The organism is Sodalis sp. (in: enterobacteria) (assembly GCF_051710625.1).
GTDB lineage: Bacteria > Pseudomonadota > Gammaproteobacteria > Enterobacterales > Enterobacteriaceae > JBPESN01.
The window spans coordinates 34,656-47,590 of sequence record NZ_JBPESN010000009.1 but is presented as its reverse complement, the minus strand read 5'-3'; the positions used below and the strand labels follow the sequence as shown (position 1 = coordinate 47,590).

Genomic DNA, 12,935 nt, shown 5'->3' with positions numbered 1-12,935 from the left:
GCACCCGTGTTGTTCTGAGGTGAGCATATCACCTCTGTTCAGGTGGCCAAATTCAGTGTGCCACTACACATCAACACGAGATTGATGGCGGTAGTGAATTACTGGGGGCATGCGCTCGGTGTCGGCATCGAGACCGATATGCGCCGGGAAGCGTTCAATCATCTGTAAAAGCTGTCTTTTTCTTATTATGACAATACCAAGACCGGCCACATTATTATCGTGCCGTCGGTGACCTGGCTGGTCAGCCGCCACGGCGCGCAAATGACCGAAACCTGGCGTCGTTTGTTCGGACAGGTCGGCAATTTCAATGCACGCATTGAGGAGAGCATTGGCGGTATTCGGGTGGTCAAGGCGTTTGCCAATGAACATTAGGAAGAAAAGCTGTTCGCCCAGGATAACGATAATTACCGCACGACCAAACTGCACGCCTACCGCATCATGACCGTCAACCTGACCTTGAGCTATCTCAGCACCCGGCTGGTGCAATTGATCGTCATGGTCGCCGGCACCTAGTATGTCGTGGATGGCGAGCTGAGCTACGGCGGTTTTGTCGGCTTTTTATTACTGGTCGAAGTTTTTTTCGCCCGGTGGCGAAGATTTCTTCGGGGCTGGAAAGCTACCCGAAGGGTATTGCCGGTTTTAAACGCTTTACCCAATTAATGGACACGGATCCTGCGATCACTGATAAACCCGGTGCGATCACGGTCACGCGATTACGCGGTGACATTTGCTATCAAGACGTGCATTTCAGCTACACCGCCGACAAATCGCTGCTCAAAGGACTCAATCTATCCATCCGCGCCGGCGAAACCGTTGTGTTCGTCGGGCCCTCCGGCGCCGGGAAAACGACGCTATGCTCGCTGCTGCCCCGTTTTTATGAACCAACCGCCGGCGCCATTACCATTGACTGTATCGATGTTAACAACATGACGCAGGCCTCGCTGCGCAGCAATAGCGGCATCGTTCAGCAGGATGTGTTTCTGTTTAGCGGCTCGATACGTAAAACATCGCCTACGGCCGCCTTGACGCCAACGATGAGGAAATTTGGCAGGCGACGCGGTGCGCCAAGCTTGACGAACTTATCCATACGCTGCCGGCCGGCATGGGTACGGTGGTGGGCGAACGCGGGGTCAAACTGTCCGGCGGCCATCAGCAGCGTCTGTCCATTGCGCGGATTTTCCTGAAAAACCCGGCCATCCTGAATTCTCGACAAAGCAACTTCCGCTCTGGACACCGCCACCGAACAGGTAATCCAGCAGGCTCTGACCGCGCTTTCCGCGGGGAGAACGACGCTGGTGATTGCCCACCGGCTGGCCACTATCCGCAACACCAATCGGATTATTGTCGTCGACAATGATGGGATACAGGAACAGGGCAGCCATCATGAGTTACTGCAACGTCAGGGCACCTATGCCCGGTTGCACCAGGCGCAATTCGGCGCCGTTTGAACGGCTGACGGCCGCCCTGAGATGCTGTGGCCCCGAAACGGGGCACCACGTTGGACCCGCCCGCTGTCCGCCGGTGCTGCCGCATTCCCCTTGCCTGTCGTTCGCCGTGATCTCGGCGTGGCGCTGAGCTGAATAGATGCCTAGCGGGGCTTGCCGAGAGGCATAGTCCAACGCCCGACCCCACTACCTCGCTGCATTGTCCAAACGCTTACCGCTACTATACCCCCCTGCATTGTCCAAAGGCTTACCGCCTCCACCACTCTGCATTGTCCAAACGCTACCGCCACCCTTGCCTGTTACCGAGATGGCGTCCTACGGAGCCAAGATTTTCTTATGCCAGCCTCCACCAGTAATATTTTCATCGGATATTTTGCGACGCCTGTTATTTATTCTGTTACTTATCGCAAGGTCATTATGGGCGAAGATTTATTTTTGCTGGCCCTGATATAATTCGTTAAAATCCGCAGCGGCCGCGCGGAAGGAATTAATGCAACCACTTCAATGAAGTATAAAAATATCGTCATCGCACGCCCAAAATTCGATCCTAAGCAACGATTTTTCGGTCACAAACCGCCATGGGATCGACAGAAAAAAGCGTCACTGATTATTAAAATATTACATGAGGGAACCGTGTAATTTATTATTCGACTCGCCGGCGTTGTCATTTGCTTGTTATTCGGCGCGCGTAAAGGTGGTATCGGCCTGGGATTAGCGGGTGGCGACGGCATGCTGGCATTGGTCTGGTTTTTTGGTCTGCAGCCGGGTCAACCGCCGGTGGATGTAATGTTAGTTATTATTGCCGTGGTCGCCGCCTCGGTTATGTTGCAGGCCTCCGGCAGGACTGGAGGTCCTGCTGCAACTGGCGGAAAAGCTGCTGCGCCGCAACCCGAAATATATTTCGGGGGCCGCGCCGCTGGTCACTTGTTTGCTCACTAGGCTTTGCGGCACGGGTCATGTGGTGTATACCCTGCTGCCCATCATCTACGATGTGGCGTTAAAAAATAACATCCGCCCGGAACGTCCGCTGGCCGCCAGCTCTATCGGCTCGCAAATGGGCATCATCGCCAGTCCGGTATCGGTGGCTGCCGTCTCGCTGCCGTCTCGCTGCCGGCAATGCTGACGTTGCCCGGCGTTGACGCAACCATCGATTTCATCACCCTGCTCTCGCTAACCATACCATACCATACCATACCATACCATACCATACCATACCGGCCACGCTGTGCGGCATCCTCGCCATCGCCCTTTTCAGCGGCTTTCGCGGCAAGGAATTGCGGGACGATGACGCCTTTCTGGCGTTTATCGATACCAAGGAAAATCATGACTATGTCTATGGTACTGCGCCGGCGCTACTCAACACTGCGCTGCCGCGCTACCGCGCGGCAGTTGGCGGGCGATGGGCATTTTTATCGCCACGATCGCGCTGTTGGGCGCTTCCCCGGCCCTACGGCCGCAGTCCGACGGCGCACCGCTCTCGATGGTGCTGATGATCCAAATGTGCATGTTATGCGGCGGAGCATGCATTGTACTATTGACTGGCACCGCACCCGCCGCCATTGCCAAAAATAACGTCTTTCGCTCCGGCATGGTTGCCATTGTCGCCGTATATGGCGTTGCCTGAATGGCCGATACGCTGTTCAGTAACCATTTAACGCAAATTGAGGCCTCGTTAGCCGGCACGGTCGCCGACTATCCGTGGGTCTATGCGCTGGTGCTGCTGTTATCGCAATTTGTCAATTCCCAGGCGGCGGCCCTAGCAGCCGTGGTGCCAATCGCCCTGGCGGTTGGCGTGCCGCCGGCGCTTATCGCCGCTACGGCCCCCGCCTGCTACGGTTACTATATTTTACCGACCTACCCCAGCGATTTGGCGGCGGTCCAGTTCGACCTCGCCGGCACAACGCGCATTGGCCGCTGGGTCATCAACCACAGCTTTTTGCCCGTCGGGCTGATTGGCGTAGGCGTTTCCTGCGGCGCCGGCTGGTTGCTGGGCCACGCCTACGGGCTGATGTAGCCGCAGCGTCCGGATAAGTAAAACGCTTCCAGGCCGGTTTGACCCAAGATGCGCATTCTCTGAGCGATCGGCCGATTTTCCCCGTTTACCCCTTTGACAACCCTCCAGGCCCCCGCTATCATGCCAACCACTTTTGCGATTCCTCTGTAGTTCAGTCGGTAGAACGGCGGACTGTTAATCCGTATGTCACTGGTTCGAGTCCAGTCAGAGGAGCCAATTTTCTGCTTTCATGTTTCTTTACGAATTTTTATCTGATGTTGTTTCGATAGGTTAGCGTGAAAAATCTTCCCGCTGTACTTTGATTTTACCCTCCGCATCGGGAAAAATTGGTGGTCAAATCTAAGGTCAGGTTAGTTCGATAATGGAGTGACCCCATATGTCCCTTACCGACACGAAAATTCGCACTCTTAAACCTTCTGATAAACCTTTTAAAGTCTCCGATTCCCACGGTCTGTATCTTCTTGTCAAACCGGGCGGCTCCCGTCACTGGTATCTCAAGTACCGTATTAACGGTAAAGAATCCCGCATTGCGCTGGGTGCATATCCTGCCATCACCATCCCTGATGCACGACAGCAGCGAGAAGGTATCCGCAAAATGCTGGCGCTGAACATCAACCCCGCACAGCAACGCGCTGCTGAATGTGGCTCACGGACACCGGAGAAAGTTTTTAAAAACGTGGCGCTGGCGTGACATAAAAGTAACAGGAAATGGTCGCAGAACACCGCTGACCGTCTGCTTGCCAGCCTGAACAATCATATCTTTCCGGTCATCGGGAACCTGCCTGTATCAGAACTTAAAGCTCGTCATTTCATTGACCTGCTGAAAAGATCGAGGAAAAAGGTCTGTTGGAAGTTGCGTCCCGCACGCGGCAGCACCTGAGTAACATAATGCGCCATGCGGTCCATCAGGGATTAATCGATACCAACCCGGCAGCAAACCTTGGCGGCGTGACGACACCTCCCGTCAGACGGCACTATCCCGCCCTGCCGCTTGAGCGGCTACCTAAGCTGCTCGAACGCATTGAAGGGCATCCCCCATCAGGGCCGCGAACTTACCCGGCTTGCCGTCCTGCTGACGCTGCATGTGTTCATTCGCTCCAGTGAACTGCGTTTCGCCCGCTGGTCAGAGATTGATTTCAGAAACAGAGTCTAGACGATACCCGCGACGCGAGAACCCATTGCTGGAGTGCGTTATTCCGGGCGCGGTGCCAAAATGCGAATGCCGCATATCGTCCCCCTCTCAGAACAGGCCATGGCCATTCTGAAACAGATTAAGGATATCACCAGTAATAATGAATTGGTCTTCCCCGGCAACCATAACCCGTATAAACCGATGTGTGAAAATACGGTCAACAAAGCACTGCGGCTGATTGTAGTGGTCAATTAAAACTGGCCACCGCGTTAGCGTTTTTCCAGTATCTATTTTCTGATTCGTTTGGTGGCAACCCACCGTTATATTTATGCGGCCTGAGTGCGCTGTGATACTCCACGATATAGTCGGTAATTTCATGAGCTGCTTCGCTGAAGCTTATGTAGCCCGTTACTGGTATCCACTCGTTTTTCAGACTTCTGAAGAAGCGCTCCATCGGACTGTTATCCCAACAGTTACCACGCCGACTCATGCTTTGTTTGATCCGGTAACGCCACAGCAACTGTCGGAACTGCCTGCCCGTATAGTGGCTACCCTGATCGCTGTGGAACATCACTCCGGCTGGTTTACCACGCGTTTCCCATGCCATTTCCAGTGCTTTGATGGTCAGTCTGCTGTCCGGGAAGAACGACATAACCCAGCCCACCGGTTTCCTCGCGAACAGATCAAGAACAACCGCAAGGTATGCCCAGCGTTTCCCGGTCCAGATATACGTCACATCGCCGCACCATACCCGGTTTAGCTCTGTTATAGCGAACTGGCGCTCAAGATAATTCGGGATCGCAACATGCTCCTGACCGCCACGCTTATACCTGTGCGTCGGCTGCTGACAACTGACCAGCCTCAGCTCTTTCATGAGCCTGCCTGCAAGCCAGCGCCCCATGCGGAAGCCTCTCTGGTGGGTTGGCATGGTGGCGATACTTCTCGCGCCAGCTGCACCATATAGCTGATACTGTGCAGTTCATGAACCTGACTGCGCAATGCCGCTCGTCTGCCGTCTGGCCTGTCGGGACGACTTTTCCAGTATTTGTAACTGCTGCGATGAACCCTGAACACGTGGCAGAGTGTGGCCACAGGATAATGTGCTCTGAGTTTCCCGATTAACGAGAACTGTTTAAGGAGTCTGACATCAAGAGCGCTGTAGCCTTTTTTAATATTTCGTTTTCCATTTCAATGCGTTGTACCTTCTTCTTGAGCTTATGTATTTCGATTTGTTCCGGGGTTATGGGAGAGGTTTTTGGCGTTTTCCCCTGTCGCTTATCACGCAGTTGTTTTACCCATTTCGTCATCGTAGGAAGGCCGACGTCCATGGCTTTTGCTGCTGGCGCGGCGGTGTAATTTTGCTCGACAATCAGTTGAGCGGATTCGCGTTTGAATTCAGAACTAAAATTTTTTCTTTTCATTGGTGCACCCGTGTTGTTCTGAGGTGAGCAGATCACCTCTGTTCAGGTGGCCAAATTCAGTGTGCCACTACACAAGCGCATTGGGATAAGCGCCCGCGGCATGGCCAAACAGCTCGCTTTCGGCCACTTCGTCGGGCAAGGCGGCGCGATTGAGCGCCAAAAAGGGCTGGTGTCCCAGTCCGCGCGCTAAGCAGATGCCAGGCGTGCGCCAGAAGATCTTTACCGGTACCAGTCTCGCCGATAATCAGTAGCGGTGCGTCGAGCATCGCCAGCTTGCGGGCATTGTTGATGACCTGGCGCATACGCTCGCTGCTCGCCAGCAGATGCCTGAACGCGCTGTCGTCGTTGACCGAATGGTCTTTTAATTGCCGATCTATGCGCAATGCCGATTTCAACATCACGACTCCGCCGACGGTGGCGGTATGACCATCGTCCCCGGGCAGTTGCACGGGCGTGATATCCAGCAGAAAATCCTGGCCTTGAATCACCACCCGTTCACCACCCGTTCAGCGGCCGGCTGCGGCAGGGCATTCTTCCAGCCAGCGAGTGAAATCAAACCCGCCGATCAGCGCCGATACCGACTGGCCGAGTAATTTCTCCCCGCTGGCATTAAACAGCAGCGCGGCCGCCGGATTGGATAACGTGATCCGGCCTTTCAGGTCGATGGACAACACGGCTTCCGGCATGGCGGCCAGTATTGCCTGCATGGCGCGGGAGTCGCGTTCGGTGGGCATAAAAGCCACGGTCCGCACATCGGTAACGCCCTTTATGCGGCAAATTTCCGCCATTAGCGAGCGAAAAATATCAAATTCCAGCGGCGTACAATTAAGATAGACGCGGCCGGTGGGGGTAATTTCGATGCCGCGTAAATCGATTGCGCGGGAGACCAACAAATCCAATAACTCCCGCACCAGACCCAAACGGTCCTGACAGACTACTTCCAAATACATGTATTGCCTCGCTCAAGCGATCAGGGTGTCTGGGGCATGTCATACTGGCCATTGCACCGCGGTTGAAGCTGTCTGTCACAAAAAGTTGACAGTATGGACAGTAAAGCGTCCATTCAACTTCAGTCGCTGGACCGACGCTTGTCCAGCGCCGCTTTCAACTGAGCCAATAATTCGCGGCGGAAATCCCCCAGGCGGGGGTTTTCCCCCGGCAGCCACGGCAGCGGCCAGTCGGACCGTCCCGGCCGCCGCCGAAGAAACGTCAGATAAAAGTGACATTGTCACTAAGAACAGCGTCCCCGCCGCGCTTAATGTCATCGCGGCGCAACGGGACGCGGACGCCACGGAACGAAGACGGCGATATCGCCCCTGAACTGCCATTGGCGTACGGCAGTCCGGTCGCCGCTGCTGCTCCGCCTATCCGCCAGAGCGCCTTTGTCTATTGTGTCAGCGGTGTGGTCAATACGTTCAACCCGCAGATGGCCAGTAGTGGCATCACCGTTGATACCCTCTCCGCGCAGCTTTACGATCGGCTGCTGGCGGTCGACCCCTACACCTATCGCCTCATCCCTGAGCTGGCACAGCGTTGGGAAGTGTTGGATAACGGGGCGACTTATCGTTTTCATTTGCGTAAGAATATCGCCTTCCAGCACACCGCCTGGGTTACACCAACCCGGACGTTAAACGCGGACGATGTGGTGTTCAGCTTTGCGCATATGTTTGATACGCATCATCCCTGGCACGGCGTTAACGGCGGCGATTACCCCTATTTTGACAGTTTGCAGTTCCCGCAAACGGTGCAAAGCGTCAAACGTATCGATAATGAGACGGTCGAATTCCGTTTGGAAAGCCCCGACGCCTCGTTTTTATGGCATCTGGCGACCCATTATGCGCCGGTCTTGTCGGCAGAATACGCCGACCAGCTGACGGCCAGCGGCCCCCAGGAGCAATTGGACCGCCTGCCGGTGGGCACCGGCCCGTTTATGCTTAATGAATACCATACTGGACAGAGTTTATCCGGCTTACCCGCCATCAACACTATTGGTGTGGCATGCCGCGTATGGCTCAGGTGGTCATTGATTTGAGCACCGGCGGGATCGGCCGCCTGTCGCGGCAATTGACCGGCGAGTGCGATGTCCTGTCCCAGCTCGCCGCCAGCCAGTTGTCTATCCTGCGCGACGATCCCCGCCTGCGTCTGACGCTGCGTCCCGGGATGAACATCGCTTATCTGGCCTTCAATACCCGTAAGCCTCCGCTCAATGATGTCCGGCTCCGACACGCCATTGCGCTGGCGATCAATAATCCACGTTTAATGCAATCCATCTATTACGGTACCGCTGAAACCGCGGCATCGCTGCTGCCGCGTGCGTCCTGGGCTTATGGATAGCGAATCACGGGTAACGGAATACAATCCGGCGAAGGCGCGCGCTATCCTGCGCGCGCTGGGCAAGACCTCATTGCAGCTTAATTTGCTGGTGCCGACCGCCTTGCAATCCTATAATCCCAGCCCGTTGAAAACGGCTGAATTGATTCAAGCTGATTTGGCGCAGGTGGGCATCCGCTTGACGATTATTCCCGTAGAGGGACGCTTTCAAGAGGCGTGACTGACGGCCGTGAATCACGATATGACCCTTTCGGGCTAATCCACCGACAGTAACGATCCGGACAGTTTTTTCCGTCCGCTGTTAAGCTGCGCCGCCATCGCTTCGCAAACCAACTATGCACGCTGGTGCGATCCGGAGTTTGATGCGCTGCTGCTGACCCTCTATTTTTCCCTGCATCTGGGCTGGTTCCCCGTCGCCGGTCGCTTCGATTTGCTGTATCCCGTACAACGCATCACCGGCTTCGCCCTGCTGGACGCCTGGCTGTCGGATTCCCTCTACCGTAATGAAATGTTACTGAGTGCGCTCAAACATATGGTGATACCGATCGCCGCGCTGGCGGTGGCGCCGACCACCGAGGTGGTGGGGCTGATGCGCATCAGCACGGTTGAGGTGATCGGCCGCAATTATATCCGCGCCGCCGCGACCCGCGCCCCGCGGGCTGTCGCGCTGGACCATTGTGCGCCGTCATTTATTGCATAACGCCCTGCCAACGATTATTCCCAAACTGGGGCTGCAGTTTTCTACGATGCTGACCCTGGCGATGATTACGGAAGTGGTGTTCAGCTGGCCTGGTCTGGGCCGCTGGCTTATCATCGCCATCCGTCAACAGGACTACGCCGCCATCTTCGCCGGGGTGATGGCGGTGGGCGCGCTGGCGAACCCGCTGCGCCATAAGGAGTGGTATGCCCTCAGATAATGTTTACCGCGAGAAGCGCATGCCCGGGCCGCTGGCGCGGCGATGGCGGCGCTTTTACCCGACGCCATGTCGATGCTGGGGCTGTACGGCTTTGCCCTGCTGATCCTGCTTTGCCTGTTCGGCTCGCTGTTTGCGCCCTATCATCTGGACCAGCAATTTCTGGGCTATCAACTGCTGCCGCCTTCCTGGTCGCGCTACGGTGACGTGTCTTTTTTTCTCGGTACCGATGATCTGGGCCGCGATGTACTGAGCCGGTTGCTGGCCGGCACCGCCCCCACCTTCGGATCGGCGCTGGTGGTGACCCTGGTGGCGGCGCTGGCCGCCGCCGCCCGTGGTTTGCGTTCGGCGGCGCTGGCCGGCGTCACCCGTGGTTTGCGTTCAGCGGTGCTCAATCACGTGCTGGACACTGTGCTGCCCATCCCCTCGCTGCTGCTGGGCATTGTGGTGGTGGCGTTTCTCGGCCCCCGCCTGGAACATGCCATGTTGGCGGTTTGGCTGGCGTTGCTGCCGCGCATTGTGCGCACCGTCTATACTTTGGTGCATAGCGAACTGGAAAAAGACTATATTTTGGCGGTGCGGATGGATGGCACATCAATGCCGCATATTCTGCGTTATGCGGTGCTGCCAAATATCGCCAGTCAATTGGTTTCAGAGTTCACCCGCGCACTGTCGATGGCGGTCCTAGATATCGCCGCGCTGGGGTTCCTCAACTTGGGCGCGCAGATGCCGGCGCCGGAATGGGGGCAATAATGATGGACGACCAGCTGGAGTTGGTGTATGTCGCGCCCTGGGCAGTCATGCAGCCGGGCTACGCCCGCCATTATGCTAAGCGTGCTGATCGTCAATATCTTCGGTGAAGGCGTACGCCGCGCCATAGTTGCGGAGGTGGAGTAATGCCGTTGCTGGATATTCGCAATCTCACCATCGAGTTTATGACCCCTGAAGGGCCGGTGAAAGCGGTGGATCACCTAAGTATTGCGAAGGGGAAGTCCGCGGGCTGCTCGGAGAGTCCGGCTCCGGCAAGAGCCTTATCGCCAAAACGATCTGCGGCGTGACCCGCGATAACTGGCGGGTTACCGCCGATCGCTTCCGTTTCGACGATATCGACCTGCTTGCCTTAACCCCGCGCCAGCGGCGCAAGGTGGTGGGACACAATGTGTCGATGATTTTCCAGGAGCCGCAATCCTGTCTGGATCCGTCGGAACGCATCGGCCGGCAGATAATCTTGGCGATCCCCGGCTGGACCTATAAGGGCCAATGGTGGCAGCGATTCGGCTGGCGCAAGCGGCGTGCCATTGAATTGTTGCACCGCGTTGGCTTCAAAGCCCATAAAGCGATTATGCACGCCTATCCCTACGAGCTGACCAAGGGGGAGTGTCAAAAGCTCATGATCGCCATCGCGCTGGCCAACCAGCCGCGGCTGTTGATTGCCGACGAACCTACCAACGCCATGGAGCCGACCACGCAGGCACAGATTTTCCGCCTGCTGGCGCGCCTGAATCAAAATAACAGTACCACTATCACTATTTTGTTGATAAGCCATGACCTGCAAATGATGAGCAAATGGTGTAACCGCATCAATGTGCTTTACTGCGGGCAAACGGTGGAGAGCGCCCAGAGCGAGGATTTGATCGCCACGCCGCACCACCCCTATACCCAGGCGTTGATCCGGGTGATTCCCGACTTCGGCCGATCCATGCCGCCCAAAAGCCGGCTAAATACCCTGCCCGGCGGCATTCCGTCGCTGGAGCATCTGCCTATTGGCTGTCGCCTTGGGCCGCGCTGTCCCTATGCGCAGAAAACCTGCAATCAGGCGCCGCCGTGCTGCCGGTGAAAAATCACTTTTTCGCCTGCCATTATCCGCTTAATCTGGAGGAGCAGTAAGCATGGAAACCCTGCTTGAAGCCCGCAATTTGAGCAAAACGTTTCGCTACCGCACGGGCCTGTTTCGCCGTCATCAGGTGGCAGCGGTGCAAAACGTCAGCTTCACCCTGCGTGAGGGTCAGACGTTGGTTATTATCGGTGAAAACGGTTCCGGTAAATCGACGCTGGCGAAAATGCTGGCCGGTAGCGTCGAGCCCAGCGCCGGCGAGATCTTGATTGACGATCATCCTCTGCATTTTGGTGACTATCGTTACCGCAGTCAGCGTATCCGGATAATTTTCCAGGATGCCTGCAATGCCCTAAATCCGCGCCAGCGCATTGGCCAATTACTGGATGTGCCGCTGCGGCTGAACACGACGTTGACAGGCAGCGAACGCGAGGAAGCCATCAACACCACCCTGCGCCAGATCGGCCTGCGGCCTGATCGATCACGCCTACTACTATCCGCACATGCTGGCGCCGGGGCAGAAACAGCACGTCGGTCTGGCGCGCGCGTTGATTTTGCAGCCCAAGGTTATCGTGGCGGACGAAGCGCTGGCGTCGCTGGATATATCGATGCGCTCACGGATTATCAACCTGATGCTGGAGCTACAGGCGAAAAAAGGGATTTCGTTTATTTACGTGACGCAACATTTGGGCATGATGAAAGATGTAAGCGATCAAAGCATCGTGATGCAAAACGGCGAAGTCGTAGAACGGGGCAGCACTGCCGATGTGCTCGCGGCGCCGCTGCACGATTTGACCCGCCGGCTCATCGCCAGCCATTTCGGCGAAGCGCTGACCGCCGACGCCTGGCGGCGCGATGGCGCCACGCCGTAAGCGTCCCCTCCTCGTCACGCCATGGCGCCGAGACCTGAGCCCCCCGTCGCGCAGGGCGCGGATCTACACTCCGGCGAAAGATTCATGTTACACTTCGCCGGGTTTATCAACGACGAACGGTGGTGCACGGATTGACCGTAGGCACACGATCGCATGAAATAATGATCACAAGGATTAATGCTATGGGTTTTCTTACCGGTAAACGCGTTCTGGTGACTGGCGTTGCCAGTAACCGTTCAATTGCATACGGTACCGCTCAGGCTATGCACCGTGAAGGTGCGGAGCTGGCTTTCACTTATCAGAATGACAAATTGAAATCACGGGTGGAAGGGTTTGCCGCCGATTTCAATTCCAGCATCGTGCTACCGTGCGACGTGGCGGAAGATGCCAGCATCGACGCGCTGTTCACCCGTCTGGCCGACGGCTGGCCGACTTTCGACGGTTTTGTGCACGCCATCGCTTACGCGCCTAGCGACCAATTGGACGGCGATTATGTCAACGCCGTAACCCGGGAAGGTTTTGCCATCGCGCACGACATCAGCGCCTACAGCTTCGTCGCCATGGCCAAGGCCAGCCGGGCAATGCTTAATCCTAACGCCGCCCTAGTAACGCTGACTTATCTGGGGGCGGAACGCGCCATCCCCAACTACAACGTTATGGGCCTGGCCAAAGCCTCGCTGGAGGCCAATACCCGCTACATGGCCAACGCTATGGGCCCGCAAGGCGTTCGGGTGAATGCCATTTCCGCAGGCCCTATTCGCACCCTGGCCGCGTCCGGTATCAAGAATTTCAAGAAGATGCTGTCCCACTGCGAGTCGGTGACGCCTATCCGCCGCGTGGTGACCATTGAGGACGTCGGCAACACCGCTGCTTTCCTGTGCTCCGATTTGTCAGCAGGTATTACCGGCGAGGTGGTGCATGTGGACGGCGGCTTCAATATCGCCGCCATGAACAAGCTTGATCTGGATTGAT

At 56.4% G+C, this 12,935-nt stretch carries 2 protein-coding genes, 1 tRNA gene and 11 pseudogenes; 10 read left to right on the top strand and 4 right to left on the bottom strand.

Annotated elements, in window-relative coordinates; translation table 11 throughout:
• Window positions 1-27: 27 nt before the first annotated feature.
• The 4 genes and pseudogenes from ACTBDU_RS04535 to ACTBDU_RS04520 all read left to right on the top strand — a co-directional run.
• A pseudogene (locus ACTBDU_RS04535) lies at window positions 28-1,448 on the top strand (ABC transporter ATP-binding protein).
• A 639-nt stretch (window positions 1,449-2,087) separates the two neighbouring features.
• A pseudogene (locus ACTBDU_RS04530) lies at window positions 2,088-3,459 on the top strand (anaerobic C4-dicarboxylate transporter).
• A gap of 140 nt (window positions 3,460-3,599) precedes the next feature.
• Window positions 3,600-3,675: transfer RNA gene (locus ACTBDU_RS04525), tRNA-Asn, on the top strand.
• Window positions 3,676-3,835: 160 nt separating this feature from the next.
• Window positions 3,836-4,831: pseudogene (locus ACTBDU_RS04520) on the top strand (tyrosine-type recombinase/integrase); the annotation flags it as partial.
• Window positions 4,832-4,838: 7 nt separating this feature from the next.
• Here ACTBDU_RS04520 and ACTBDU_RS04515 read toward each other — a convergent pair.
• The 3 pseudogenes from ACTBDU_RS04515 to ACTBDU_RS04505 all read right to left on the bottom strand — a co-directional run.
• Window positions 4,839-6,012: pseudogene (locus ACTBDU_RS04515) on the bottom strand (IS3 family transposase).
• Window positions 6,013-6,085: 73 nt separating this feature from the next.
• Window positions 6,086-6,962 (bottom strand): annotated as a pseudogene (locus tag ACTBDU_RS04510) (sigma 54-interacting transcriptional regulator); the annotation flags it as partial.
• 119 nt (window positions 6,963-7,081) lie between these two features.
• Window positions 7,082-7,186, bottom strand: a pseudogene (locus tag ACTBDU_RS04505) (hypothetical protein); the annotation flags it as partial.
• Window positions 7,187-7,321: 135 nt separating this feature from the next.
• Here ACTBDU_RS04505 and sapA point away from each other — a divergent pair.
• The 4 pseudogenes from sapA to sapD form a co-directional block, all read left to right on the top strand.
• Window positions 7,322-8,716 (top strand): annotated as a pseudogene (gene sapA, locus ACTBDU_RS04500) (ABC transporter substrate-binding protein SapA); the annotation flags it as partial.
• Window positions 8,708-9,260: pseudogene (locus ACTBDU_RS04495) on the top strand (ABC transporter permease subunit); the annotation flags it as partial. The pseudogenes sapA and ACTBDU_RS04495, both read left to right, overlap by 9 nt.
• A pseudogene (sapC, locus tag ACTBDU_RS04490) lies at window positions 9,247-10,154 on the top strand (putrescine export ABC transporter permease SapC). The pseudogenes ACTBDU_RS04495 and sapC, both read left to right, overlap by 14 nt.
• Window positions 10,154-11,144 (top strand): annotated as a pseudogene (gene sapD, locus ACTBDU_RS04485) (putrescine export ABC transporter ATP-binding protein SapD). The pseudogenes sapC and sapD overlap by 1 nt, the downstream one beginning before the upstream one ends.
• On the opposite strand, the gene ACTBDU_RS04480 reads toward sapD, so the two are convergent.
• Window positions 11,117-11,371 carry a hypothetical protein gene (locus tag ACTBDU_RS04480; protein WP_438805699.1) on the bottom strand — a complete coding sequence of 85 codons (255 nt, stop codon included), beginning with the start codon at window positions 11,369-11,371 and terminating at the stop codon, window positions 11,117-11,119. The pseudogene sapD and the gene ACTBDU_RS04480 overlap by 28 nt on opposite strands.
• On the opposite strand from ACTBDU_RS04480, the pseudogene ACTBDU_RS04475 reads away from it, so the two are divergent.
• Window positions 11,270-11,963 (top strand): annotated as a pseudogene (locus ACTBDU_RS04475) (ATP-binding cassette domain-containing protein). The gene ACTBDU_RS04480 and the pseudogene ACTBDU_RS04475 sit on opposite strands and share 102 nt — an antisense overlap.
• 182 nt (window positions 11,964-12,145) lie before the next feature.
• Window positions 12,146-12,934, top strand: coding sequence for an enoyl-ACP reductase FabI (gene fabI, locus ACTBDU_RS04470; protein WP_438805685.1), 789 nt, complete (start codon window positions 12,146-12,148; stop codon window positions 12,932-12,934).
• The last annotated feature ends 1 nt before the right edge of the window (window position 12,935 follow it).

What these genes read in the sequence shown, in the direction of transcription:
- ACTBDU_RS04480 (WP_438805699.1), bottom strand. Translation starts at nt 11,371, where the DNA reads ATGATCGTCAATCAAGATCTCGCCGGCGCTGGGCTCGACGCTACCGGC.
- fabI (WP_438805685.1), top strand. Translation starts at nt 12,146, where the DNA reads ATGGGTTTTCTTACCGGTAAACGCGTTCTGGTGACTGGCGTTGCCAGT.